Origin of the sequence: Streptomyces sp. ATCC 21386 (assembly GCF_018728545.1) — a bacterium.
In the GTDB taxonomy this organism is placed as follows: Bacteria; Actinomycetota; Actinomycetes; order Streptomycetales; family Streptomycetaceae; genus Streptomyces.
The window spans coordinates 6,459,712-6,483,794 of sequence record NZ_JAAVVL010000001.1 but is presented as its reverse complement, the minus strand read 5'-3'; the positions used below and the strand labels follow the sequence as shown (position 1 = coordinate 6,483,794).

Genomic DNA, 24,083 nt, shown 5'->3' with positions numbered 1-24,083 from the left:
ATCCAACCCCCCGACCGGCAGGAGGAACGGCAGTGACCACCACGACGTCGCACCCGTACGATCCGCTCAGCTCCAAGGAGACGGAGCAGGCGGTCGGCGTGGTGCGCGCCGCTCAGGCGGAGCGGACCGCGATCAGGTTCCCGCTGATCCGGCTGGACCTTCCCGACAAGCAACAGGTACGGGAGTACGACCCCGCGCAGCCGATCCCCCGGGTGGCCTTCCTCGTCGTCTACGACCCCGAGGCCGGCGCCATGTTCGAGGCGCGGGTCGATCTCACCGACGACAGCCTGGTCTCCTGGGAACATCTCCCCGGCAGGCAGCCCCCCATCATGATCGACGAGCTGATGGCACTCGACGAGATCATCAAGAACGACCAGGCCGCGGTGGAGGCCCTGGTGCGGCACGGTGTCGAGGATCTCTCGCAGGTGCAGTTCGACCCCTGGTCGACCGGCACGTTGCCGATCGAGGGGGTGGACGCACGACGACGAGTGATCCGGGCGACCGCGTACGTTCGCCACTTCACCGAGGACAACGGCTACGCCAGGCCCGTCGGGAACCTCGTCTTCGTCATCGACTGCGACGCCCGTTCGGTGGCGGCCATCCAGGAGGGGGATCCGCTGCCGCTTCCGCCGGAGAGCGGGAACTACGACCCGGCCAGTGTCGGTCCGTTGCGCGACGACCTCCGCCCCATCGAGATCACCCAGCCCGAAGGCCCCTCCTTCACGGTGTCCGGCCATGTGATCGAGTGGCAGCGGTGGCGGCTGCACGCCCACATCGACGTGGTGGAGGGACTCGTCATCAGCGATGTCTCCTACCAGGACGACGGGCGCCGACGCCCGATCCTGCACCGGGCCGGCATCAGCGAGATGGTGGTGCCCTACGGCGACACCAGCGACGACTTCTTCTTCCGGAACGTCTTCGACGCGGGTGAGTACAGCCTGGGCAAGACGGTCGGTTCGCTGAGTCTGGGCTGCGACTGCCTCGGCGAGATCCGGTATCTCGACGCCGTGCTCTCCGACGAGTCGGGCACCGCGCACACCGTCACCAACGCCATCTGTCTGCACGAGGAGGACTACGGAATCCTCTGGAAGCACTGGGACTTCCGCTACGTCCCGCAGGCGGAGGTCAGGCGTTCCCGGCGGCTGGTCGTGTCGTCGATCCACACGATCGGCAACTACGAGTACGGCTTCTTCTGGTACTTCTACCTCGACGGGACGATCCAGTTCGAGGCCAAGCTGACCGGTATCGTGCAGACCCGGGCCGTCGCCCCCGGCGAGAAACCCGCCTACGGCACGCTCGTGGCGCCCCAGCTGGACGCGCCCAACCACCAGCACCTGTTCAACATGCGCCTGGACATGGAGGTCGACGGGCCACGCAACACGGTGGTGGAGGTCGACGCGGTGGGGCAGCCGATGGGGCCGGACAACCCGTACGGAAACGCGATCGTCGCCCGCCGGACCGAGATCACCAACGAACGCGACGGACGCCGGATGTGCGACCCGCTCACCGCACGCACCTGGAAGATCACCAACCCCGGCGTACGCAACCGCTTCGACGAGCCGGTCGCCTACAAGCTGGTGCCCTTCGTGGGGCCGACCCTGCTGGCCGCCCCCGAGAGCGATCTGGCGCGGCGCGCCGAGTTCGCGCGGGCGCATCTGTGGGTGACCCGGTACAGCCCCGACGAACTGCACGCGGCCGGCGACTACCCCAACCAGCACCCCGGTGACGGCATCGGCACCTGGATCCGGCAGGAGCGTGATCTCGTCGACACGGACGTGGTGTTGTGGCACACCTTCGGCACCTCGCACCTGCCTCGCCCGGAGGACTGGCCCATCATGCCCTGCGACTACGTCGGATTCGCGCTGAAGCCGGTCGGATTCTTCGACCGCAACCCCTCGCTGGACGTACCGCCCCCGCCGGGGCGCGGGAGGACGCACTGCCACTGACCGGGGCGGCCGCGGGGTCGGGGGGTGTCAGCGCCCGACGGCCTCGGGGCCGGCTGTGCCGACCAGTTGCGTCGCGGCGGTCCCGGCCGCCTCCGTCACCAGATGCGGGACCCGGTCGTCGACGAGCTTGAGACCGAGCTGCACCACTCCGAGGCTCGCCGTCGACCAGTCCGAGACCCGGATGGGGGCGGCGATGCCGATCGCGCCCTCCTGGATCGAGCCCACGCTGACCGCGTAGCCCCGGCGGCGGGCCTCGCGGACGTGCTCGGTGTCCGCCCCGGAGTCCGGCCGGCCGGCGAGGATGGCGATGCCGTCCGCGCCGACGGTCAGGGCGTGCCGGGCACCCTCCCGCATGGCGAGGTGCATGGTCGAGTTCGGCGGTTCCGCCGTCAGCAGGATCAGGGCCTGGTCGCCGTCGGCGACGCTCAGCAGCGCCGTGCTGTTGGTCTGCTCGCTGAGCCGTCGCAGGATCGGCAGGACGGTGGCCTGCAGCCGTGGTTTGAGCTGTCCGGCCAGTTCGGCCACACCGAATCCGAGGATGTACCGGGTGCCGAGGCGGGCGACGAGGTTGTGCGCCTCCAGCGTGCGCAGAAGACGGTAGACGGCCGCCCGGGCGATCGTCAGCTGCTCGGCGAGCTCCGCCGCCGTGAGGCCGTCGGCGTTGCGTGCGAGCAGCGACAGCACCGTCAGCCCGCGGTCAAGAGTCAGGGACGTTTCCCCGCCGGTCGCCGCCACGATCTTCTCTCTCCTCCTGCTACCGAGTGCCGCACATCATGTCACGGCGCCGGGAACAGCCCGGTGACGCCGACCCCTTGACCCGGCGTCACCCTCTCCCTATGGTTTCGAATATCGTCCTCATAGAACGGTAATCGTACATGCTCATGCGCGCAGAGGCCGAACGGCTGGTCACCACCGTTCCCACGGAGCCCTACCTCGCCGGGCGATGGGACAGCAGTCAGAGCACCGAAACCTTCGACGTGATCGACCCGGTCACCGAACGTCGGCTCACCACCGTGGCCGCGGCGGGGGCCCGTGAAGTGGAACGGGCCGTGTCGCACGCTCGGACCGCGATGGACGAGGGAGAGTGGGGGAGGACCGAAGGAAGCGTCAGGGCGGTCCTGCTGCACCGCCTGGCCGACCTGATCGAGGCCCGGAGCGAGGAGTTCGCGACGCTGGAGTCGCTGGACATCGGCAAGCCCGGTTTCGAACCGCGGGCGATCGACCTCCCCCAGACGATCCAGACGTTCCGGTACTTCGCCGGCTGGGCGGACAAGGTGGAGGGCCGCTCCGTCCCGACGTCCTCCTACATGGGACGGCCCACGCACAGCTACACCGTCCGCGAGCCGGTCGGGGTCGTCGCGGCCATCACGCCCTGGAATTCACCGACGATGATCGGGGCGTGGAAGATCGCGCCCGCGCTCGCCGCGGGCTGCGCCGTCGTCCTCAAGCCTCCGGAGGACGCGCCCCTCACCTCCCTCCTCCTCGCGTCGCTGATCGAGGAGGCAGGCTTCCCGGCCGGGGCGTTCAGCGTCCTTCCCGGACTCGGCGCGGTGACGGGGCAGGCGCTCATCGACCACCCCGGCGTGGACAAGATCTCCTTCACCGGCAGCCCCGAGACGGGACACAAGGTGGCTCTGGCCGCCGCGAAGGGGTTCCGGCGCACGACCCTGGAACTCGGCGGAAAGAGTCCCCAGATCGTCTTCGCCGACGCGGATCTCGACGAGGCCGCGCAAGGGGTGACGGTCGGCATCTTCGCCAACCAGGGCGAGGTGTGCGCGGCGGGCAGCCGCATCCTGGTCGCTCGTTCCGTGTACGACGAGTTCCTGGAGCGCCTGGTGGCGCGGGCCCGTGCCACCAAGGTCGGCGACCCGTTCGACGAGGGCACCACGATGGGCGCGCTGATCAACGCCCGGCAGCTGGGCAGGGTCTCCGAGTACATCGCGGCCGGGGTCGACGAGGGCGCCCGCCTGATCACCGGGGGCGGCCGGCCGCACGCCAGGGGCTTCTTCGTCGAGCCGACCCTGTTCGCCGACGTGGACAACACCATGACGATCGCCCGGAGGGAGATCTTCGGGCCCGTGGGCGCCGTGATCCCGTTCGACACGGAGTCCGACGCGATCACCATGGCCAACGACAGCGACTACGCGCTGGCCGCCACCCTGTGGACCGCCGATGTCAGCCGGGCCCATGTGGTCGCTCGTAGGGTGAAGGCGGGTGCCGTCGCGATCAACGGCTGGGCGCCGCTCGACCCCCGCGTGCCCTGGGGCGGTTCCCGGCTCAGTGGCCAGGGGCGGGAACTGGGCTGGGCCGGCATCGAGGCCAACACCGAGGAGAAGACGGTCACGGCCGTCCTCTCGTACACGCCCGACAAGTGAGAGCGCGCTCCTCCGCGCGCCTTCCCCTGACCGTCCGCCCTGTCACCGTCGACCGCCCTGTTGGTCGTCCACTGCATCCAGGAGGGGTTCTCCGTGTCAGCTCATGTCTTGGTCGTTTACTACAGTGCGACGGGGTCCGTGCATCGGCTCGCGCGAGCGGTGGCCGAAGGCGCCGAGTCGTCGGGTGCCGAGGTGCGACTGCGCAGGGTCGCCGAACTCGCGCCCGACGAGGCGATCGCGGCGAATCCGGACTGGTCGGCGCATCACCGGGAGACGGAGTCGACCGTTGAGGTGGCCGAGCTCGCCGATCTGGAGTGGGCCGACGGATACGCCTTCGGCACCCCTACGCGGTACGGCGCTCCTGCGGCGCAGCTGAAGCAGTTCATCGACACCGCCGGAAGTCTCTGGCAGGAGGGGAAGCTGGCGGACAAGCCGGTGACGGCCTTCGTCTCCTCGGCGGAGCGGCATGGCGGCCAGGAGTCGACGATCCTGTCCCTGAACAACGTCTTCTACCACTGGGGCGCGGTCATCGTCCCGCTCGGCTACACGGACGACGCCGTCTACGCGTCGGGCGGCAACCCGTACGGAACGTCATGGCCCGCCGGCTTCCCCTCGATTCTCCCGGACGAGACGGCGCTGGCCTGCGCCCGCTTCCAGGGCGCCCGGCTGGCCCGGTTCACGACCCTACTGGCGGGCTGACCCCGCCCACGGCCCCCGGGCGGTGGGCCGACCTTCCGCGGCGGGGCCCGCCCCGCTGCGGAAGGCGCAGCCGCTCCCCGGCCACGGCTGCCCCGGCCCGACAGCGCCTGCAACGCTGTGTGGCCCCTCACTGGCTGTGCCGGGACATGTTGACGGTGCCGTCCGGTGAGCGGCTGTCGAACCGGATTGCTGCCTTTCCCCAAGCCGGGCCGTCGCGGGCCGGCCCCTCATGGTCGAGTATGGCTCTCGGTCGACCTGTTGAAGCCCTGTGCGGCACGTTCCTTCGGGCTCCGTGGGCGGCGTTCTGTCCGTTGTGGTTCCCCGCGCAGTTCCCCGGGCCCCTTGCGGGGCGCGGGTGTTCGCCGTGTTCAGCGGGTCGCCGTCGTCAATGAGCCGGGGTCCAGGCCCAGTTCGTGGGCCAAGGCCCGGTCGGCCCATTCCTGGGCCCTGGCGCGGGAGACCGCTCCTTCGTAGGCCGTCATCTGCACCGCCAGGCCGTCCAGGAGGGCGGTGAGCCGGAGGGCGGACGCCGTGGGGTCCGGGCAGTGGAACTCCTCGGCGGCCACACCGGCCTCGATGACCTCGGTGAGCGCCGCCTTCCACTGGCGGTCCAGATCGCGGGTGACCTCGCGCAGGGCGGGGTCGCGCAGGGAAACGGCCCACCCCTCGATCCACAGGCGCCAGCCCTTGGCCTGGCCGGTGGGGGCGTACCAGCGTACGGCCGCCCTGAGGCGACGCAGGGCCGTGGTGCGGCGGCCCAGGAGCTTGCGGAGGTGGGCCAGGTCGTCCTCGGCGGCATGGCGGAAGGCCTCGGCCACCAGGCGTTCCTTCGAGGAGAAGTGGTAGAGGACGAGGGCGTTGCTCACCCCGAGGACGGCGGCCACGTCGGCGATCCGTACCGCCGCGACGCCCCGCTCCTCGATCTGTTCGATGGCGGCCCGCAGCAGCTCCGCACGCCGCTCGGCCACGCTCAACCGCACTCTGCCCACGTGGCAACCCTACCCAGGCCCCCGAGCGGCGCCGCAGGCTTCGAGCCACCCCGGCGCGGGCGGGACGTCAGCGGTGCCAGCCGAAGCGGTCCGTGATCGTCGGGAGGCGGTCGGCGGCGATGGCGTGCGCGGCGGCGCGGGGCGTGGTGCCCTCGGTCTCGGCCCGGGTGAGCATCAGGTCGACGAGGGCGCGCATGGAACGGCGGGTGTGCGTGAACGCCTCGTCGGCGGTGGGGCCGATGTCACCGAAGAGGGTCCACCACCACCAGGCGTTCGTACCGGAGTTGACCACGACGTCGGGCAGCACGGTGACACCGCGGGAGGTGAGCGCCTCCTCGGCCTCGGGCAGCACGGGCATGTTGGCCGCCTCGACGATCAGCCGGGCGGTGACGAGGTGGTGGTTGGTGGTGTCGATCGCGTAGGAGACGGCCGCGGGGACGAGCACGTCGGCCTCGGTGGCCACCCAGGCGTCGGCGGGCGTCTCCCGGTCGCCGGGCCGCAGCGCGGCGCGGTCGATCGTGCCGTACGGGTCGCGTGCGGCGAGCAGGGCCTCGACGTCCAGTCCGGCGGGGTTGGTGACGGTGCCCTTGATGTCGGCGACCGCGACGACCGTGAGGCCGGCGCGGGCGAGGAAGCGGGCGGTGGCGCCGCCCATGGTGCCCAGGCCCTGCACGGCGACCCGGGTCCCGGCGTACGGCGTACCGGTCCGGTCCAGGGCGGTGAGCACGGACTCCGCGACACCGCAGCCGCCCACCAGTTCGTCGAGGCCGATGCCGTCCACCTGGACGGCGAAGGCGTCCGCGAGGCGTCGCCGGGCCGATCCCTCGTCGTCCAGGAGGGGGTACACCGCCTGGACCGTCGACACCAGGCCCGCCTCGCCGGCCGCGCGGTCCACCAGGTCCTGGGCGAGACCGAGGTCCTCGCCCGTGGTCCAGAAGCTCTCGATGTACGGGCGCATCGCGCGCAGGTAGCGCACCAGAACGCCGTAGGCCTCGGGGTCCCGGGGATCACAGTCGATGCCGCCCTTGGCGCCGCCGAGCGGGACGTACCGGCCCTCGGGGGCGTAGTGCAGCGCCTCCTTCATGGTCATGCCGCGGGCGAGCCCGGCGACCTCGTCCAGCGTGCAGCCGGGGCGCATCCGCAGGCCACCGCTGCAGACCCCGCGCACCAGCCGGTCCACGACCAGAAAGCCCCGCCGGCCCGTGACGTGGTCGGTCCAGGTGAGCGACATGAAAGGGCTGATGGTCATGGGGCTCCCCGGGAACAAAAAGATCTACTGAATAGTTGGTCAGTATTGCATCGCGCGGGGACGGTCGGACCCGGCGCGGTCGAAGGGGCGGACCATAATGGGATGCCTGAGCGAATCCACCTGGAGGTGCCGTGTCCGGTTCCGGATCCCGTTCTCTGAGTTCGGGGCTGCGCGCAGTGCGGCCCGCCGCCTTCGGCGCGGATCCGAGCGGCGCCCGATGGGAGCGGATCCGCAGATCCCCGCATTTCGCGAACGGGGTCTTCGTGAACCCCGAGGGCGCCCAGGTCCGCCCCTCCGGGGGCGCCGCCGTGGAAATGGCGAAGAGCTACTTCCGCAAGGACGAGAGGGTGCGGCGGGCCCCGGCGGGGCTGATCCCCGTGCACTCCACGACCCTCGCCGACCTGGCCAGGCCCCCGGCGAGCGGACTGCGGACCACCTGGATGGGACATTCCAGCGTGCTCGCCGAGATCGACGGCCACCGGGTGCTCTTCGACCCGGTGTGGGGTGAGCGCTGCTCCCCGTTCGCCTTCGCCGGGCCCAAGCGGCTGCACCCCGTGCCCGTGCCGCTCGCCGCGCTCGGCCCGGTCGACGTCGTCGTCATCTCGCACGACCACTACGACCACCTGGACATGCCCTCGATCAAGGAACTGGCGGGCACGGACACGCTCTTCGCCGTGCCCCTCGGCGTCGGTGCCCACCTGGAGCACTGGGGTGTCTCCGCGGACCGGATCCGCGAGCTGGACTGGCACGAGGACACGAAGGTCGGCGGCCTCACCCTGACCGCGACCCCGGCGCGGCACTTCTGCGGCAGGGGCCTGCGCAACACCCAGCACACGCTCTGGGCCTCCTGGGTCGTCGCCGGTGACGAGCACCGGATCTACCACAGCGGCGACACCGGGTACTTCGAGGGCTTCAAGGACATCGGCGCCGCGCACGGCCCGTTCGACCTCACCATGATCCAGGTCGGTGCCTATTCGGAGTACTGGCCCGACATCCACATGACCCCCGACGAGGGGCTGCAAACCCACCTCGACCTGCAGGGCGGCGAGCCCGGCGGGGTGATGATGCCGATCCACTGGGCGACGTTCAACCTGGCGATGCATGCCTGGGCCGAGCCGGGCGAGCGCATGATGTGGGCCACCCACGGCGCGGGGGTCACGATGGCCGCGCCGCGGCCGGGGGAGCCGTTCGAGCCGAAGAGCACCCCGCCGGTGGATCCGTGGTGGCGCGCGGTCTCCCAGCAGCCGGTCGGCGGCTGGGCCGCGTGGCCCCCGGTGGGGGAGCGGCTCGACCTGGTGGCGGAGGGCTGAGAATCCGGTCGGGAATTCTCCCGACAGGGTGATTTTTCGACGGATGCAGAGGGCCGGGGAGCACAGTGCTCCCCGGCCCTCTGCATCTAATGCCGACCCGTTCTGAGCGAATCTGATCGAAATTCGAGCGGAAAAGGAATCCAACAAGAACGAGCGTCCGAAGAATTATCGGACTTTCGCACGAAGCCTCATACCAGAGCGGGACGCATTACGGCGGTCTTTGTCAACTGCGCACCGCACATGACGCGTTGGCGACTACTGTGAGTTGCCGTCGGACGACGCTGTGCCGAATTCTTCGACTCTCGCGACCGACACGCGAGGGCGCACGCCTGAGTCGCCCGGACGCGGCACCCCCCACACCCAGACGGACCAGTACGAGGACGCTGATGTCTCACCTTCGCGCACCGGCCGCCCGCGCAGACCGCCGTGAGGGCGGGCGGCACGGGCGATCGGCCCCCCGCGCCGCCGTCCCCTCGCTGCCCGAGATCCACATACGGCCACAACTGGTGCGCCTCGCGGTCCTGCCCCCCACCGCGGTCGCCCTCAGCGCCTGCGCCGCCGTCCTTTTCACCTTCCGCGCCGGCGGCGCCCGCCCGAGCCTCACGCTGTGGGCGGTCCTCGCCGGAGCCGCCGCCGTGGCCCTCGCCGGCATCGCGATCGGCGCCGTGGCCGCCGGGCGCACCGCCAAGTCCGTGCGCGAACGGCTGGACGCCCTGCGTCAGGCCAGCAGCAAGGGCGAGGACGACCTGCGCTCCCTGGTCGACGCCCTCCGGCGCGGCGACCAGCCGCCCGCGCGCGGGCCCCGCATCCGAACCGCCGCCGGCGCCGACGACTTCGAGCCGCTCGCCGCCGACCTCGCCCGCGCCCACGACAGCGCCGTCACCGCCGTCGTCCAGGCCTCCCAGCTCTCCAGCCACGCCGGCAGCGAACAGAAGCTCGAAGTCTTCGTGAACCTGGCCCGCCGGCTCCAGTCCCTCGTCCAGCGCGAGATCTCCATCCTCGACGACCTGGAGAACGAGATCGAGGACCCGGACCTGCTCAAGGGCCTCTTCCACGTCGACCACCTCGCCACCCGCATCCGCCGCCACGCCGAGAACCTCGCCGTCCTCGGCGGCGCCGTCTCCCGCCGCCAGTGGAGCAACCCGGTCTCCATGACCGAGGTGCTGCGCTCCGCGATCGCCGAGGTCGAGCAGTACTCCCGGGTCAAGCTGGTGCCCCCCGTCGACGGCACCCTGCGCGGGCACGCCGTCGCCGACGTCATCCACCTCCTCGCCGAACTCGTCGAGAACGCCACGGTCTTCTCCGCCCCGCACACCCAGGTCCTGCTCCGCGCCAACCTCGTCACCTCCGGCCTCGCCGTCGAGGTCGAGGACCGCGGTCTCGGCATGCCCGTCACCGAGCAGAACAAGATGAACGCCCTGCTCGCCGACCCCGACCAGGTCAACGTCGCCAGCCTGCTCCAGGACGGCCGCATCGGACTCTTCGTCGTCTCCCAGCTCGCTCGCCGCCACGGCATCCAGGTCCGCCTCCAGAGCAACATCTACGGCGGCGTCCAGGCCGCGTTCGTCGTCCCGCAGGGCCTCCTCGGCGGCGAACCCGACGGCCTGCCGCACACCCACGCCGTCCCCGAGCAGAGCACCGGCACCCGCAGGCCCGCCGGGCCCCACCAGGCGCCCGCCGCCCCGTCCCAGCGGGCGTCCGCACCCGGCCCCGCCGACCGTCCGACGGCCGGCGGCCCCGCCCGCGCCGCCGACGCGCACGACCGGTCCGGCCGCCCGGCCCCCGCGGGGCCCGCACGTCCCGAACCCGGCCACCGCGCGGCGCCGAGTCCCGCACGCGCCACCGTGCCCCGGCAGCAGGGCCCCGGCCGGGGCGGCGCCCGCCAGGGCTCGGGCAGGGGCGGCACCGGACCGACCCCGCTGCCGGTGCGCGGCGCCCGCGAGGACCGGCCCAACCCGGCCGAGGCCGTGCCCGGCATCCGCCCCGACGACCGGCGGACGGTCGCGGACAACGCCGGCACACCCCCGACCCCACGGGTCGGCGGCGCCGTCCGCGGGACCATGGGCAAGCCCCAGCTACCCCGCCGTCGCGCCCAGCAGCACATCGTGCCCCAGCTGCGCGGCGGCCCCGCGCCCACGTCCCGCCAGGACCCCGACCACTACATCGGCCACGACCCCGGGCTGATGGCCGCCTTCCAGCGCGGCATCGGACTCGCCGAGGCACGCCAGATGGAGAGCTCCGACTGGGACACCTCCACCCTGGACACGCCGCAGGTGGACATCGCCTCTCCCACCGACTTCGGTTCCCGCGCGGACAGCACGTCCCGCGCCGACTTCGCTTCCCGCGTGGACATCGCCACCCCGGCCGATCTCGCGTCCCCCGCGGACTTCTCACCGCCCGCCCCGGACGCCGCGTCCCGTATCGACGACACGGGACAGCCACGCACAGGCTCGAACACCGGCTACCCGGCCCCGGCACCGCACGGCGGCACGGGCGGCGCCGACGCACTCCACATGGAGCTGGCCCACATGGACGCACCCCACAAGGACGCCGCGCAACCCCTGGGCGGACACCCCAGGGGCGGCGCCCCCATAGCCGTACCGCCGTCCGCCCTCGACGCGGCACACGACCTCACACCCCGGCAGGACGGGAGCACACCGGCCGGATGACCACCGCCCTCACCGCCCTCACCACCCCCACCACGGTCCCCACCCCCTGCGCTCCCGCAGACCAACGCACCCCAAGGAGTCGATCCACCATGGCGAGCGATGCGCCGACCGGCCATGTATCCGACCTCGACTGGCTGATGAGCGGCCTCGTCCAGCGCGTACCGCACACCACGAGCGCGGTGCTGCTCTCCTGCGACGGGCTGGTGAAGTCGGTCCACGGCCTCGACCCGGACAGCGCCGACCACATGGCGGCCCTGGCCTCCGGCCTGTACTCCCTCGGACGCAGCGCGGGCGTCCGCTTCGGCGACGGCGGCGACGTCCGCCAGGTCGTCGTCGAACTCGCCTCGACCCTGCTGTTCGTCTCCACCGCCGGCTCCGGTACCTGCCTTGCGGTGCTCGCCGGACGCGAGGCCGATGCCGCCGTCCTCGGCTACGAGATGGCGATGCTGGTCAAGAGCGTCCGCCCGTACCTGGTCACCCAGCCCCGGCAAGCCGTCGAACCCTCCGCGATGAGGCCTTGACCGTGCCCGCGGCCGGCGACGGACCCCTGTACGACGACGCCGCCGGGCGTCTGGTGCGCCCCTACACCGTCATCAACGGCCGGACCCGGCCGACCACCGCGCTCGATCTCCTCTCACAGGTGATGGCCACCGGGGCGACCCCCCTCGGCTATCTGGGCCCCGAGCACGCGACCGCACTCGACCTGTGCCGGGCACCCGTCTCGGTCGCCGAGATCGCCGCCCACCTCACGTTGCCGGCGACGGTCACCAAGGTGCTGCTGTCCGACCTCGTCGACTGCGGAGCCCTCACCACCAAGCCCCCGGTTTTCCACCACAACCCGACAGACCGGTCTCTTCTGGAGGCAGTGCTCGATGGACTACGACGACAGCTCTGACCCCTTCCCCACCGCACTCAAAATCCTGGTGGCGGGAGGGTTCGGGGTCGGCAAGACGACCTTCGTCGGCGCGGTGAGCGAGATCGCGCCGCTGAGCACGGAGGAACTGCTCACCACCGTGAGCGCCGCCACCGACAATCTCGACGGCATCGAGAACAAGGTCGAGACGACCGTCGCGATGGACTTCGGCCGCATCACCCTGGACCCGCGCCATGTGCTCTATCTGTTCGGCACCCCCGGACAGCAGCGCTTCTGGTTCATGTGGGACGAACTCTCCGAGGGCGCCCTCGGCGCGGTCATCCTCGCCGACACGCGCCGCCTGGAGGACTGCTTCGCCGCCGTCGACTTCTTCGAGCAGCGCGGCCTCGGCTTCATCGTCGCCATCAACGAGTTCGACGGCTCCTACCGCTACGACGCCGATGAGGTGCGCGCGGCCCTCGACCTCGACCCGGAGATCCCCGTCGTCTGCTGCGACGCCCGGATCTCCAGCTCGGGCGTCCAGACCCTGCTCACCCTCGTCCGGCACCTCCTCGCCCACACCCCGGCGCAGCTGCCGAGCCACGGAGCCCACACGTGACGTACGACCCGCCGCGTCCCGTAGGACGGCTCCTGCTCACCCCCGACGACCCCGGCGCCCCCGAGCGCGTGGCGCGGCTGCGGATGCTGGGGCTCGGCGCGTACGCCGAACCGGAGTTCGACGCCTTCGCGGACCGGCTCGCGGAGGTCGCCGCGGTGCCGTACGCGACGGTCAACTTCATCGACGAGGAACGGCAGTTCTTCGCCGGGCTGCATGTGTCGGCGGAGCCCACGGCGGACACCACGGTGCTCGGCGTCGATCGTCGTCTCGCCCGCGACCACGGGTTCTGCCCCTATGTGGTGGTGCGCCGCAAGGGGCTCGTCCTCGAAGACGTCCGCGAGTACCCGAAGTTCGCCGGCAACCCGGTCGTCGACGACCACGGCATCCGTACCTACCTCGGCGCCCCTCTCCTCGACCGTACGGGCATCGCCCTCGGCACGGTCTGCGTCATGGACGTCCAGCCGCGCCCCTGGGGCAGGGCGGGTCTGGAGACCATCAAGACGATGGCCGCGGAACTCGCCGCCCGGATCGAGGGACGGGAGGCGTTTCCGTAACGCCCCGGAGGAGGGCACTTCATGGCGGATCGGTGGCGCGGTCCACGGCGGATCGCCGCCGCGGGTGTGAAGGAAAGCTGCGGCGGAGCTTAAGAAAAGCTCGATGGACCCGGCGTGCGGGTGTGCGGCAGATTGATCGGCGATTCCACCCCTCTCCCCGGTACGGGTCCGTTCGTCATGGGCCGCACCGGGGGCGCACCCACAGGAGCCGTAGCGTTGAAGGCGCTGGTCAAGGAGAAGGCGGAGCCCGGTCTGTGGCTCGTCGACGTCCCGGAGCCCGAGATCGGCCCCGGTGACGTCCTGATCAAGGTCCTGCGGACCGGGATCTGCGGCACCGACCTGCACATCCGGTCCTGGGACGGCTGGGCCCGGCAGACCATCCGCACCCCGCTCGTGGCCGGCCACGAGTTCGTCGGTGAGGTCGTGGAGACGGGCGGTGCCGTCACCGACATCCGGGTCGGCGACCGGGTCAGCGGCGAGGGTCACCTGGTGTGCGGCAAGTGCCGCAACTGTCTCGCCGGCCGCCGCCATCTGTGCCGCGCCACCGTCGGCCTCGGCGTCGGACGCGACGGGGCGTTCGCCGAGTACGTGGCCCTGCCCGCGACCAACGTCTGGGTGCACCGCGTTCCCGTCGACCTCGACGTCGCCGCGATCTTCGACCCGTTCGGCAACGCGGTGCACACCGCGCTCTCGTTCCCGCTGGTCGGCGAGGACGTCCTGATCACCGGGGCGGGCCCCATCGGCCTGATGGCCGCCGCCGTCGCCCGGCACGCAGGCGCCCGCCATGTCGTGGTCACGGACGTCAGCGAGGACCGGCTGGAACTCGCCCGCAAGATCGGGGTCAGCCTCGCGCTCGACGTGCGGGAGTCGACCATCGCCGACGGACAGCGGGCTCTCGGTCTGCGGGAGGGCTTCGACATAGGTCTGGAGATGTCCGGCAACCCCGCCGCGATGCGCGACATGATCGCCAACATGACGCACGGCGGCCGGATCGCCATGCTCGGACTGCCGGCCGAGGAGTTCGCCGTCGACTGGGCCCGTGTCGTCACCTCCATGATCACCATCAAGGGGATCTACGGCCGCGAGATGTTCGAGACCTGGTACGCGATGACGGTCCTCCTGGAGGGCGGCCTCGATCTGGCCCCCGTCATCACCGGCCGCTACGGCTACCGCGACCACGAGGCGGCGTTCGCGGACGCGGCGAGCGGCGCCGGCGGCAAGGTCATCCTTGATTGGACTGCGTGAGTCACCGGCTTCCGGACCACGCAAGTCACCTGATTCTTCTAGGAGTTCACGATGTTCGACTCCGTGCGCGACGACCTGCGCACCACCCTCGACGAGATCCGTGCCGCTGGGCTGCACAAGCCCGAGCGGGTCATCGGCACCCCGCAGTCGGCGACCGTGGCGGTCACCGCCGGCGGTCGTCCCGGCGAGGTCCTCAACTTCTGCGCCAACAACTACCTCGGCCTCGCCGACCATCCCGAGGTGATCGCCGCCGCCCACGAGGCCCTCGACCGCTGGGGCTACGGCATGGCCTCCGTACGCTTCATCTGCGGCACCCAGGAGGTGCACAAGGAGCTGGAGGCGCGGCTGTCGGCGTTCCTCGGCCAGGAGGACACGATCCTCTACTCCTCCTGCTTCGACGCCAACGGCGGCGTCTTCGAGACCCTGCTCGGTCCCGAGGACGCGGTGATCTCCGACGCCCTCAACCACGCCTCGATCATCGACGGCATCCGGCTCTCCAAGGCCCGCCGCTTCCGCTACGCCAACCGTGATCTGGCCGACCTGGAACGGCAGTTGAAGGAGGCCACCGAGGGCGGCGCCCGCCGGAAGCTGATCGTCACCGACGGCGTGTTCTCCATGGACGGCTATGTGGCCCCGCTCCGCGAGATCTGCGACCTCGCCGACCGCCACGGCGCCATGGTCATGGTCGACGACTCCCACGCCGTCGGCTTCACCGGTCCCGGCGGCCGCGGCACCCCCGAGCTGCACGGCGTCATGGACCGCGTCGACATCATCACCGGCACCCTCGGCAAGGCCCTCGGCGGCGCCTCCGGAGGCTACGTCGCCGCCCGCGCCGAGATCGTCGCCCTGCTGCGCCAGCGCTCCCGCCCGTACCTCTTCTCCAACACCCTCGCGCCGGTGATCGCGGCGGCCTCCCTGAAGGTGCTCGACCTCCTTGAGTCGGCCGACGACCTGCGCGTCCGTCTCGCCGAGAACACGGCGCTGTTCCGCCGCCGCATGACGGACGAGGGCTTCGACATCCTCCCCGGTGACCACCCCATCGCCCCCGTCATGATCGGCGACGCGGCGAAGGCGGGCCGCCTGGCCGAGCTGCTCCTGGAACGTGGCGTCTACGTGATCGGCTTCTCCTACCCGGTCGTGCCGCAGGGGCAGGCCCGCATCCGTGTCCAGCTCTCCGCCGCGCACTCGACGGCGGACGTGCACCGGGCGGTGGACGCGTTCGTGGCGGCACGGGCGGAGCTGGAGGTCTGAGCGGAGCGGCTCGGGGGAAAGCGGGCATTTGAGAGAATCGATCCCATGATCGAAGCGCGGCGGCTCCACATCCTTCGTGCGGTGGCCGACCACCGTACGGTGACGGCGGCTGCCGCCGCGCTGTACCTGACTCCCTCCGCCGTCTCCCAGCAGCTCACGGCCCTGGAACAGGAGACGGGACACCGTCTGGTCGAACGGGGTGCCAAGGGCGTACGGCTGACCCCGGCCGGCGAGATCCTGCTCGGCCACACCAACGCCGTGCTCGCCCGGCTGGAACTGGCGGCGGCGGAACTGGCCGCGTACAGCTCGGGAGAGGCCGGCACCGTCACCGTCGCCTCCTTCGCCACCGGGATCGCCCAGGTCGTGGCACCCGCGCTGGCCCGTCTCGCCGTGTCCGCGCCCGGCATCAGCCTGCGCGTCCAGGACGCCGAGGGTGACGCGAGCCTGCCGATGGTCCTGGACCGGCAGGTCGACATCGCCGTGGCCGTCGAGTACCGGGGCGCGCCGGCCGCCGACGACCCCCGCCTGACGCACGTCGCGCTGTACGCCGAGCCGTTCGACGCGGTCGTGCCCGTGGGGCACCGTCTCGCCGACTCGGCCGAGGTGCCGCTGGCCGAACTGGCCAAGGACCCCTGGATCGGCCCCTACCCCGGCAACCCGTGTCATGACGTCGTCGTCCTGGCCTGCGAGAACGCCGGCTTCCAACCCCGTCTCGAGCACTCCTCCGACGACTTCCGCGCCGTGGTCGCCCTCGCCTCCGCCGACGCGGGCGTCGCCCTGGTGCCCCGCTCGGCCCTGCGCGGCACGGACCTCACGGGTGTCGTCGTACGCCCCGTCGACGGCGTGGCCCCCACCCGCCGGGTCTTCGCCGCCGTGCGCCGTGGCGCGGAGGGGCACCCGCTGATCCGGCCGGTGCTGGAGGCGCTGGGGGAGGCGGCCGGGTGAGGAGCCGGTGAGGTGGAGCGCAGTAGAGCCGCCGTGTTTCCCATATTCGGGATAGCATTCCGAATATGGGAAACGGAAGAGGCGGGGAAGGCGCGGGACCGGACCCGGTGGACCTTCGTCTGGCCGCCCGTCTGGCCGAACTACGGGCCGAACAGGGTTGGTCGCTGGGGGAGTTGGCGGACCGCAGCGGGATCAGCCGCTCGACCCTCTCCCGGGCCGAGCGGGCGGAGACCAGCCCCACGGCCGCTCTCCTGAACCGCCTCTGCCAGGTGTACGGCCGGACGATGTCCCAGCTGCTCAGCGAGGTCGAGTCCGAACCGGTCTCCGTCGTGCGTGCGGCGGACCAGGCCGTCTGGGAGGACGGCGCCTCCGGATTCGTACGGCGGTCCGTGTCGCCGCCGACGGCCGGGATGCGCGGCGAACTCGTGGAGGGGCGGCTCGCGGCAGGTGCCGACATCGCCTACGACGGGCCGCCCGTGCCCGGCCTCGAACAGCACATCTGGGTCCTGGACGGCACCCTGCGGGTCACCGACCAGGACGTCGAACACCGGCTGACCGCCGGGGACTGTCTCCGGATGCGGGTGTGGGGGTCGACGCGGTTCCGATGCCCGGGACCCGAGGACGTGCGGTACGCGCTGGTGGTGGTGCGGCCATGAGTGCGATCACACGGGTTGACGGTGCCCAACTACGTTCGCTGGTCGACGGGTTGGCGGACCTGATGGTGGACACCGTGGACGGCGGGGCCTCGATCGGCTTTCTCGCGCCGTTGGACCGTGCGACGGCCGTCGGCTGGTGGGAGCGGCGTGCCGACGAGGTGTCGGCGGGCCGGCTCGCCGTGTGGGTGGCGCACGACGGCGGACGCGTGGTCGGCACGGTCGGTCTTGCCCTCCCCGACAAGCCCAACAGTCGCCACCGCGCCGAGGTGGTCAAGCTGATGGTGCACCGGGACGCCCGGGGCCGGGGCCTCGGGCGGGAGCTCCTCGAGACCGCCGAGCGCACCGCCGCCGACTCGGGTGTCACCCTGCTCCACCTGGACACCGAGACCGACAGCCCCGCCGAGCGCCTCTACGGCGGGGCCGGCTGGACCCGGATCGGCACGATCCCCGACTACGCGGCGGACCCGCACGGGGCGTTGCGGCCGACGTCGATCTACTACAAGCGGCTGCGGGCGGAGGCGGGGGCAGGGGCAGACGCGGGGGTGGAGACCGGCGCAGGAGTCGGGGCAGGGACCCGGACGGGGGTCCGGACAGGGGCCGAGTCCGAGGGCGTCCCCTCCCCTCGGTGAGTGTCAGTGGTCACCGCTACCGTGCGTTCCATGCCCGATGCTGAAGACGTACGACGAGTCGCCCTCTCCCTGCCCGACAGTACGGAGAAGATCGCCTGGAGCATGCCCACGTTCCGGGTGGCGGGGAAGATGTTCGCGACGCTGCCGGAGGACGAGACGTCCATGGCCGTGCGCTGCCCCAAGGTCGAGCGGGACGAGCTGGTCCTCGCCGAGCCCGGCAAGTTCTGGATCGCCGACCACGAGGCCGGGTTCGCCTGGGTGCGGGTGCGCCTGTCCGCCCTGGAGGACGAGGCCGAGCTGCGCGATGTCCTCGCCGACTCCTGGCGCCAGTCGGCACCGCCCCGACTCCTCGACGCCCACCCCGAGTTGGGGCTCCCGGCCGCCGACTGAGGGGCCGGGGCCCGCCCGTCCCGCTACCGCAGGAACCCCGTGATCCGCTCCCGCAGCGAGGCCGCGTCCAACCCGTGCGCGGCCACGTGCTCGTCGAGCTGCCCGTAGCGGCGCAGCTCTCGCCGGCCCACCCCCAGCCCGAGCACCCGGTGCGGCACATGGGCGAGCGCGTCGTTGGCGGCAGCCGTCGACGTGCCCGCCAGATAGGGCTCGACGAGGACGACGTCCGCGCCCGCCGCCTCGGTGGCCCGGCGCAACGCGGCCGAGTCGAACGGGCGCACGGTCGACGCGTACAGCACCGTCGTATCGAGCCCTTCGGTCGCCGCGAGGACGGCGTCGAGCATGGGCCCGACGGCGACGACGACCCCGCGGCGCCCCTCCCGCACGGTGCGGAACCGCTGTCCGTCCACCGCGAGCGCCGACTCGTTGGACTGCGCGGACAGCCGTACGTAGACCTTGTCGTCCTTGCCCTCGCCCGCGCCGACCGCGTGCCGGATCAGCGTCTCGGCCTCGTCGGGGTGCCCCGGTACGTGCACGGTCCAGCCGTCGAGCGTGTCCAGGACGGCCACGTCGCCCGGTGCCATGTGGGTGAAGCCGCCCGCGGGCCAGTCGTAGGACGCGGCGGCGCTGACCAGCACCGCGCCCACGTCCTGGTGCCCCAGATCCAGCTTCACCTGCTCGAAGGGCCGTTCCACGAGGAAGCTCGCGAAGGTGTGCAGCACGGGCCGCATCCCGGCCAGCGCCAGGCCCGCGCCCGCGCCGATCAGCAGTTGCTCCCGGATGCCGACGTTGATCACCCGGTCCGGATGTCGGCGCGCGGCCTCCATGAAGCCGTCCCGGCCGATCTCGGCGAGGACCACCGCGACCCGGGGGTCCTCGTCGAGCAGGCCGGAGACGACGGGTGCGAGGCGATCACGCATGGTGTCCATGAGGTCGTGCGTCCTTCCAGGGTGGTTGCGGAACTGTGAGGCCGGGACGGGCTGAGGGGTGTGAGCCCGGTTCGCGGTCGTGCCTTGAGCTAGGCGTTCTTCGGCTCGACACGGGCCACCACGACTCGGGGCCGCCCCGGGTGCGGTGCGGTGAAGGCGGCGTGCAGCGCCTCGTGGTCGCGCCCGTCCACGGTCTCGGCGGACCAGCCCGCCGCCTCGAACCGCGCGGCGATCCCGCCGGGCAGCGCGTGACTGGCGGAGGAGTTGTCGATCACGACCGTGTGCAGCCGGTCGAGCCCGGCGGGACCGGCGTACGCGATCGCCTCGTGATTGCTGCCCTCGTCCAGCTCCGCGTCCCCGATCAGCACCCACACCGACGGGTCGACCCGTCCCTGGGCCCGCAGCCCGAGCGTCGTCCCGACCGCGATCGGCAGGCCGTGCCCGAGCGACCCGCTGCCGATCTCCGCGCCCGGCACCAGCATCCGGTCCGGGTGGTGGCCGAGCGGAGAGTCGTAGGAACCGAAGCCGGGCAGCCAGTCGACCGGCAGGAAGCCCTTCGCGGCGAGTACCGCGTAGTACGCCATCGGCCCGTGCCCCTTCGACAGCAGGAACCGGTCCCGGTCCGGGTCCTCCAGCCGCCCCGGCCCCACCCGCAGCACCCGGTCGTAGAGCACCCACAGTACGTCCAGCGTGGAGGTGGCCGCCGGTCCGTGCTTCTCGGCACCCGTCATCAGCCCCATCAGCTCGGGCAGCTCCGTGAATCCGTACGTCGTCGTCATGAGGAAGAGCCTGCAACCTCAACCAAGCTTCAGGTCAAGGCGTGGCAGCCGGGGGTGCGGGGGTGCCTCCCCTCCCTCACGGCGAAAAACGCGTGCGCGACCACCGGCCCGAGTGCGGTATTGTTTCCGTGCACGTTCAGCCAGGGGAAACCCCAGGTCAGACGGGCACCGGGACGTGGCGCAGCTTGGTAGCGCACTTGACTGGGGGTCAAGGGGTCGCAGGTTCAAATCCTGTCGTCCCGACTCGAGAGAGTCGTAGATGGAGGGGCTGTACCGGAGTGATCCGGTACAGCCCCTTCCGCATGTCGCGCGACGGCCGGAAGCACCCACGAGCGCTCCGGCAGCGCATGGCGGCCAGGATCTGTGCGATGCGCCACCGGGAAGCCCGCCGACCAGGTGAAGCCGAAACCGAAGCCGCGGTGGACGGTCTGGTGGTAGCGGATCGCGCCGGTGCGGACCATCGGAAAATCATCCGTCGGTGAGGGTGAGGCGCTGTACCGTCGGCGAAGGAAGGCGGTGGGCCTCCGGGCGGCGACCTCGCCCGTATGAGAGGGGATCGTGGAGACGAGCACGCCGGCGGGCTCCGCCGCACAGTCGCGAGCGCCTTTGAGCAGGGGGCGCGTTCTGGGTGCCGCCGTCGCCCTGGCCGACCAGGGCGGGGTCGATGCGCTGAGCATGCGCAAGATCGCCCAGGCGCTCGGCGTCGTGCCCATGGCGCTGTACAAGCACGTGGCGAACAAGAACGAGTTGCTGGACGGCATGATCGACGTCCTCGTCGCCGAGATCGACCCGCCGGTCGCCGGCGTCGACTGGAAGACCGCCATCCGAGGCCGGGTCCTCTCGGCCCGCCGTATGCTGCTGCGCCACCCGTGGGCGCCCGAGGTGATCGAGTCGCGCATCAAGGCGCGGACCACTCCCACGCCCGCGGTCATGGGGTATCTGGACTCGATGATCGGGATCTTTCGGGCCGGGGGCTTCCCGATCGACCTGACGCATCATGCGATGCACGTCATGGGCAGCCGCTTGCTGGGTTTCTCCCAGGAGTTGTTCGAGGACTCCTCCGGCCGCGAGCCCGACCCGGACGCCCTTCCGCCCGAGGAGATGGCCGCGCGCTACCCGCACATCACCGCGCTGGCCGCGGCGGTCGCCCACGACCGTGATTCGGTCGTCGGCTCGGGCTGTGACGACCAGTTCGAGTTCGAGTTCGCGCTGGACCTGACGCTGGACGGACTGGAACGACTCCTCGGCGCGCGCTGATCGGTCGATGAACGCCCTGAATTGCCACGGGGCTTGCCGCGAGTCCGACTGAACCGCTCCCCTTGACGGGTGTACGGCGTACACCTACTTTGCCCTGAAGGGGTGTACGCCGTACACCCGATGGTGGCGAGGTGAGGGGGAGACCGATGAAGGCGATCGTCCAGGAGCGGTTCGGCCCGCCCGACGTCCTGCGACTGGCGGACATCGACCGTCCGGAGGTCGGAGCCGACGGGGTCTCGGTGCGGATACGCGCCGCCGCGCTCAACCCGTACGACTGGCACATGCTGCGCGGCGACCCTTACGTGGCGCGGCTGTCGGGGGTCGTCGGGCTGACACGGCCGAAGTGCCGGGTGGCCGGGATCGACGCCGCGGGCGTGGTCGAGGCGGTCGGTGACGGCGGGCACGGGCTCCGACCCGGCGACGAGGTCATGGGATTCTGCTCCGGCTCCTTCGCCGAATTCGCGTGCACCCGGGCGGACTTCCTGGTGCGCAAGCCCGCGAATCTCACGTTCGAGCAGGCCGCGGCCGTACCGATGGGGGCGGTGACAGCCCTGCGCGGCATCCGGACCGTGGGACGGGTGCGGGCCGGGCAGCGGGTGCTGGTCAACGGGGCGGGCGGTGGCGTGGGTACGTTCGCCGTACAGATCGCCGTCGCCCTGGGCGCCGAGGTGACCGGGGTGTGCAGCGCCCGCAACATCGATCTCGTGCGCTCGCTGGGCGCCGCGCACGCCGTCGACTACGCCCGGGAGGACTTCACCGGCGCACGTACGCGGTACGACGTGATCCTGGACAACGTGGGATACCACCCACTCGGGCGTCTGCGCCGGGCGCTCACGCCTGCCGGGACCCTGGTCGCCAACGGCGGCGGCTCGCCCGGCCATGTGTTCGGGGCGATGGGCTCCATGCTGCGCCTCGGCGTGACCGACCTTTTCACCCGCCGACGGCTTCGGCCCATCCTGCCCTCGCCCCCGTCCGGACCGGTCCACGACGACCTGCTCGCCGTCACCGCGCTCATCGGGAACGGTGAACTCACCCCGGTCGTCGGCCGGACGTACTCCCTGGCCGACACGGCCGAGGGCGTACGTCATGTGGAGCGGGGCCACGCCCGGGGAAAGGCGGTGATCACCGTGCGGTGAGCGCCCCCTCGACCGACCGACCGACCGACCGGCCGACCGACCGGCCGACCGGCCGTGCGAACGGGTCGATCGTGCGAGCGGGTCGGTCGAGTCACCCCATCAGGGCCGCCACGTCCGCGCGGATCGACGGTAGCTGGGAGTGCAGTACGCCGCCGGGGCAGTCGGTGGCCGCCCAGTCGCGGTGGCCGGAGATGGCGGGCCCGTCCCAGATGGCGCCGTTGACCGGGTTGACGTAGACCACCTTCTGCTGAAGGGGGTTGATGGAGTGCCGTGTGGCGAGTTCCGCCAGCAGCTGGACCAGCGCGCCGCGCGCGGCGGCTGTGGGCGCGACGGTGCTGAACGTCCCCAGCAGGGCGATCCCGACGTTCCCCGTGTTGTACGTGCTGATGTGTGCGCCGGTGACCAGCCGTCCCGCCGCGTTGTGCGCCGGGTCCCCGTCGGTGCCGGACCACCGTCCTTCGTAGACCCGTCCGGCCGCGTCGATCAGATAGTGGTAGCCGATGTCGCCCCAGCCCTGACCGACCGTCTGGTCGCGGTAGATCGTGCGGACCCGGGCCGCGGGGTTGGCCTCGCCGTTCGCGCTGCCGGTGTGGTGCACGGACAGGGTCTGCACCGGGTGGTAGTCGGGAGGCCAGGTCTCGTTGCCGTCCGCGCCGAAGCGCAGACTCTCGTCCGCGCCCCAGGCCTGCCGGGACAGCAGGACATAGGCGGCGGAGCGGGAGGTGGCAGACGGGGAGCCGGCCGTCGGGGAGCCCGCCGCCGCGGCCGGGCGGGAGACGGCTCCCGTCACGGCGACGGCGCCGAGGGCCCCCAGGAGGGCGCGCCTGCGTAACGCGCCGAAGGAGGCGGGAGCGGCGGGCGAGGCGGAGGAGGCTGGGGAGTTGATGGAGCCGGGGGAGTCGGTGGAGTCGGTGGAGTCGTACGAAGACGTGTGCCTCGGATGCATGGCTGTCCTTCCGGAGCGGCGGTGGCCGGCGAGTGGGGGTCAGGGCAGGTCGAGGTCGCAGACATAGCCCGAGCTGTTCGCCCAGGAGCGGAGCAGGGGCCAGGTGACCGGGCCTATGGCTCCGTCGTCGTCGACGCCGGCGCACTGCTGGAAACGTACGGTCGCCAGGCGCGTGTTCGGTCCGAACCGGCCGTCGACCGTCAGGTTGTCGCCCGACATGGAGAGGTTCAGATAGCACTGCCCGAGCATGACCGCGGAGGGGCTCGTCGTGTCGACATCGCCCTGGACGATCTCCGGAGGGGGCCAGCTCGTGTCCCAGTAGCCGCCGCAGTGATCGGCGGCCGTGGGCGCGGCACTCGCGGCCCGGACCCCGTCGATCCCGCCGGCCAGCAGCACGGCCGTGGCGGCGACGACCACCGCGATCCTGTTGCTTCTCATACGGATGTCACTCCAGACGTCGGTATGCGCATACGGAGTCGTTCCGGTGTGACTCGATGGTGCCGGTGGTGCGCGACGGCTGTCACGCTCGTTCGACCCTGCCGAAAAGACGCAGGCGGGAGTGGGTGTCGGACGAATAAGCGGAGGCTACCGTTCCAAGTCTCCGGCGAGGGGAGGGGAGGGGTGCAACGACGCGGTGTCCGGCGCGCGGTGGTGATC

General features: G+C 71.6%; 24 protein-coding genes and 1 tRNA gene. 18 read left to right on the top strand and 7 right to left on the bottom strand.

The features are described 5' to 3' along the window. The first annotated feature begins 32 nt into the window (after positions 1–32). On the top strand, positions 33–1,946 hold the full coding sequence (locus GWK25_RS27830; RefSeq protein ID WP_215454064.1) for a primary-amine oxidase: 1,914 nt from the start codon (positions 33–35) through the stop codon (positions 1,944–1,946). Between the two features lie 27 nt (positions 1,947–1,973). Here GWK25_RS27830 and GWK25_RS27825 read toward each other — a convergent pair whose 3' ends face one another. Then, entirely contained in the window at positions 1,974–2,681 is a 708-nt protein-coding gene (locus GWK25_RS27825; RefSeq protein ID WP_215454062.1) for an IclR family transcriptional regulator, read from the bottom strand. 140 nt (positions 2,682–2,821) lie between these two features. Between GWK25_RS27825 and GWK25_RS27820 the strand changes: the two genes are divergently transcribed. Further along, on the top strand, positions 2,822–4,321 hold the full coding sequence (locus GWK25_RS27820) for an aldehyde dehydrogenase family protein (RefSeq protein ID WP_215454060.1): 1,500 nt from the start codon (positions 2,822–2,824) through the stop codon (positions 4,319–4,321). A gap of 93 nt (positions 4,322–4,414) precedes the next feature. Further along, positions 4,415–5,020, top strand: coding sequence for an NAD(P)H:quinone oxidoreductase (gene wrbA, locus GWK25_RS27815; RefSeq protein WP_215454058.1), 606 nt, complete (start codon positions 4,415–4,417; stop codon positions 5,018–5,020). Positions 5,021–5,388: 368 nt separating this feature from the next. On the opposite strand, the gene GWK25_RS27810 is transcribed toward wrbA, so the two are convergent. Both GWK25_RS27810 and GWK25_RS27805 read right to left on the bottom strand, forming a co-directional pair. Then, positions 5,389–6,009, bottom strand: coding sequence for a TetR/AcrR family transcriptional regulator (locus GWK25_RS27810; protein WP_215454056.1), 621 nt, complete (start codon positions 6,007–6,009; stop codon positions 5,389–5,391). A 67-nt stretch (positions 6,010–6,076) separates the two neighbouring features. Continuing rightward, positions 6,077–7,258 carry a Glu/Leu/Phe/Val dehydrogenase dimerization domain-containing protein gene (locus tag GWK25_RS27805; RefSeq protein ID WP_215454054.1) on the bottom strand — a complete coding sequence of 394 codons (1,182 nt, stop codon included), beginning with the start codon at positions 7,256–7,258 and terminating at the stop codon, positions 6,077–6,079. Positions 7,259–7,389: 131 nt separating this feature from the next. Between GWK25_RS27805 and GWK25_RS27800 the strand changes: the two genes are divergently transcribed. The 12 genes from GWK25_RS27800 to GWK25_RS27745 all read left to right on the top strand — a co-directional run bounded on the left by GWK25_RS27800 (position 7,390) and on the right by GWK25_RS27745 (position 18,379). Then, entirely contained in the window at positions 7,390–8,568 is a 1,179-nt protein-coding gene (locus GWK25_RS27800; RefSeq protein WP_215454052.1) for an MBL fold metallo-hydrolase, read from the top strand. Positions 8,569–8,954: 386 nt separating this feature from the next. Continuing rightward, positions 8,955–11,237, top strand: a complete 2,283-nt coding sequence (locus GWK25_RS27795; RefSeq protein WP_215454050.1) for an ATP-binding protein — start codon at positions 8,955–8,957, stop codon at positions 11,235–11,237. 89 nt (positions 11,238–11,326) lie between these two features. Continuing rightward, positions 11,327–11,758: a roadblock/LC7 domain-containing protein gene (locus GWK25_RS27790; RefSeq protein WP_184902050.1), complete on the top strand. Its 432-nt coding sequence runs from the start codon at positions 11,327–11,329 to the stop codon at positions 11,756–11,758. 2 nt (positions 11,759–11,760) lie between these two features. Beyond that, on the top strand, positions 11,761–12,132 hold the full coding sequence (locus GWK25_RS27785; protein WP_045556837.1) for a DUF742 domain-containing protein: 372 nt from the start codon (positions 11,761–11,763) through the stop codon (positions 12,130–12,132). Then, entirely contained in the window at positions 12,110–12,709 is a 600-nt protein-coding gene (locus GWK25_RS27780) for an ATP/GTP-binding protein (RefSeq protein ID WP_045556838.1), read from the top strand. Before GWK25_RS27785 ends, GWK25_RS27780 begins: the two co-directional genes overlap by 23 nt. Further along, positions 12,706–13,263: a GAF domain-containing protein gene (locus GWK25_RS27775; protein ID WP_215454047.1), complete on the top strand. Its 558-nt coding sequence runs from the start codon at positions 12,706–12,708 to the stop codon at positions 13,261–13,263. The genes GWK25_RS27780 and GWK25_RS27775 overlap by 4 nt, the downstream gene beginning before the upstream one ends. Before the next feature lie 216 nt (positions 13,264–13,479). After that, positions 13,480–14,508, top strand: a complete 1,029-nt coding sequence (gene tdh, locus GWK25_RS27770; protein ID WP_215454045.1) for an L-threonine 3-dehydrogenase — start codon at positions 13,480–13,482, stop codon at positions 14,506–14,508. A 51-nt stretch (positions 14,509–14,559) separates the two neighbouring features. Beyond that, complete coding sequence (locus GWK25_RS27765) at positions 14,560–15,759, top strand: glycine C-acetyltransferase (RefSeq protein WP_215454043.1); 1,200 nt, start codon at positions 14,560–14,562, stop codon at positions 15,757–15,759. A 45-nt stretch (positions 15,760–15,804) separates the two neighbouring features. After that, positions 15,805–16,704, top strand: a complete 900-nt coding sequence (locus tag GWK25_RS27760; RefSeq protein WP_184902062.1) for a LysR family transcriptional regulator — start codon at positions 15,805–15,807, stop codon at positions 16,702–16,704. Between the two features lie 65 nt (positions 16,705–16,769). Beyond that, the gene (locus GWK25_RS27755; RefSeq protein ID WP_215454041.1) at positions 16,770–17,360 is read left to right on the top strand and encodes a helix-turn-helix domain-containing protein; all 591 of its coding nucleotides are present in this window, start codon (positions 16,770–16,772) and stop codon (positions 17,358–17,360) included. Then, complete coding sequence (locus GWK25_RS27750) at positions 17,357–17,989, top strand: GNAT family N-acetyltransferase (protein WP_215454039.1); 633 nt, start codon at positions 17,357–17,359, stop codon at positions 17,987–17,989. Before GWK25_RS27755 ends, GWK25_RS27750 begins: the two co-directional genes overlap by 4 nt. Before the next feature lie 30 nt (positions 17,990–18,019). After that, a complete protein-coding gene (locus tag GWK25_RS27745) occupies positions 18,020–18,379 on the top strand; it encodes an MmcQ/YjbR family DNA-binding protein (protein ID WP_215454037.1) in 360 nt (119 codons plus the stop codon). Positions 18,380–18,402: 23 nt separating this feature from the next. On the opposite strand, the gene GWK25_RS27740 is transcribed toward GWK25_RS27745, so the two are convergent. Next, on the bottom strand, positions 18,403–19,308 hold the full coding sequence (locus tag GWK25_RS27740) for a transketolase family protein (protein WP_215454035.1): 906 nt from the start codon (positions 19,306–19,308) through the stop codon (positions 18,403–18,405). Positions 19,309–19,397: 89 nt separating this feature from the next. After that, positions 19,398–20,087 (bottom strand): transketolase, encoded by a 690-nt coding sequence (locus GWK25_RS27735; RefSeq protein ID WP_215454033.1) that lies wholly within the window; start codon positions 20,085–20,087, stop codon positions 19,398–19,400. Positions 20,088–20,256: 169 nt separating this feature from the next. On the opposite strand from GWK25_RS27735, the gene GWK25_RS27730 reads away from it, so the two are divergent. The 3 genes from GWK25_RS27730 to GWK25_RS27720 all read left to right on the top strand — a co-directional run bounded on the left by GWK25_RS27730 (position 20,257) and on the right by GWK25_RS27720 (position 22,480). Next, positions 20,257–20,330: transfer RNA gene (locus GWK25_RS27730), tRNA-Pro, on the top strand. Positions 20,331–20,645: 315 nt separating this feature from the next. Then, positions 20,646–21,344: a TetR/AcrR family transcriptional regulator C-terminal domain-containing protein gene (locus tag GWK25_RS27725; RefSeq protein WP_374200642.1), complete on the top strand. Its 699-nt coding sequence runs from the start codon at positions 20,646–20,648 to the stop codon at positions 21,342–21,344. Between the two features lie 146 nt (positions 21,345–21,490). Then, positions 21,491–22,480 (top strand): NAD(P)-dependent alcohol dehydrogenase, encoded by a 990-nt coding sequence (locus tag GWK25_RS27720; RefSeq protein ID WP_215454031.1) that lies wholly within the window; start codon positions 21,491–21,493, stop codon positions 22,478–22,480. Between the two features lie 91 nt (positions 22,481–22,571). On the opposite strand, the gene GWK25_RS27715 is transcribed toward GWK25_RS27720, so the two are convergent. Both GWK25_RS27715 and GWK25_RS27710 read right to left on the bottom strand, forming a co-directional pair. Then, positions 22,572–23,426 carry a peptidoglycan recognition family protein gene (locus GWK25_RS27715; protein WP_215454027.1) on the bottom strand — a complete coding sequence of 285 codons (855 nt, stop codon included), beginning with the start codon at positions 23,424–23,426 and terminating at the stop codon, positions 22,572–22,574. 39 nt (positions 23,427–23,465) lie between these two features. Further along, positions 23,466–23,864, bottom strand: a complete 399-nt coding sequence (locus tag GWK25_RS27710; RefSeq protein ID WP_215454025.1) for a peptidoglycan-binding protein — start codon at positions 23,862–23,864, stop codon at positions 23,466–23,468. Positions 23,865–24,083 lie beyond the last annotated feature (219 nt).

Excerpts from the sequence above, each read along its gene's own strand:
- GWK25_RS27820 (WP_215454060.1), top strand. The coding sequence starts at position 2,822 with ATGCTCATGCGCGCAGAGGCCGAACGGCTGGTCACCACCGTTCCCACG.
- GWK25_RS27805 (WP_215454054.1), bottom strand. The coding sequence starts at position 7,258 with ATGACCATCAGCCCTTTCATGTCGCTCACCTGGACCGACCACGTCACG.
- GWK25_RS27795 (WP_215454050.1), top strand. The coding sequence starts at position 8,955 with ATGTCTCACCTTCGCGCACCGGCCGCCCGCGCAGACCGCCGTGAGGGC.
- GWK25_RS27790 (WP_184902050.1), top strand. The coding sequence starts at position 11,327 with ATGGCGAGCGATGCGCCGACCGGCCATGTATCCGACCTCGACTGGCTG.
- GWK25_RS27780 (WP_045556838.1), top strand. The coding sequence starts at position 12,110 with ATGGACTACGACGACAGCTCTGACCCCTTCCCCACCGCACTCAAAATC.
- GWK25_RS27765 (WP_215454043.1), top strand. The coding sequence starts at position 14,560 with ATGTTCGACTCCGTGCGCGACGACCTGCGCACCACCCTCGACGAGATC.
- GWK25_RS27760 (WP_184902062.1), top strand. The coding sequence starts at position 15,805 with ATGATCGAAGCGCGGCGGCTCCACATCCTTCGTGCGGTGGCCGACCAC.
- GWK25_RS27755 (WP_215454041.1), top strand. The coding sequence starts at position 16,770 with ATGGGAAACGGAAGAGGCGGGGAAGGCGCGGGACCGGACCCGGTGGAC.
- GWK25_RS27750 (WP_215454039.1), top strand. The coding sequence starts at position 17,357 with ATGAGTGCGATCACACGGGTTGACGGTGCCCAACTACGTTCGCTGGTC.
- GWK25_RS27745 (WP_215454037.1), top strand. The coding sequence starts at position 18,020 with ATGCCCGATGCTGAAGACGTACGACGAGTCGCCCTCTCCCTGCCCGAC.
- GWK25_RS27740 (WP_215454035.1), bottom strand. The coding sequence starts at position 19,308 with ATGGACACCATGCGTGATCGCCTCGCACCCGTCGTCTCCGGCCTGCTC.
- GWK25_RS27735 (WP_215454033.1), bottom strand. The coding sequence starts at position 20,087 with ATGACGACGACGTACGGATTCACGGAGCTGCCCGAGCTGATGGGGCTG.
- GWK25_RS27720 (WP_215454031.1), top strand. The coding sequence starts at position 21,491 with ATGAAGGCGATCGTCCAGGAGCGGTTCGGCCCGCCCGACGTCCTGCGA.
- GWK25_RS27715 (WP_215454027.1), bottom strand. The coding sequence starts at position 23,426 with ATGCATCCGAGGCACACGTCTTCGTACGACTCCACCGACTCCACCGAC.
- GWK25_RS27710 (WP_215454025.1), bottom strand. The coding sequence starts at position 23,864 with ATGAGAAGCAACAGGATCGCGGTGGTCGTCGCCGCCACGGCCGTGCTG.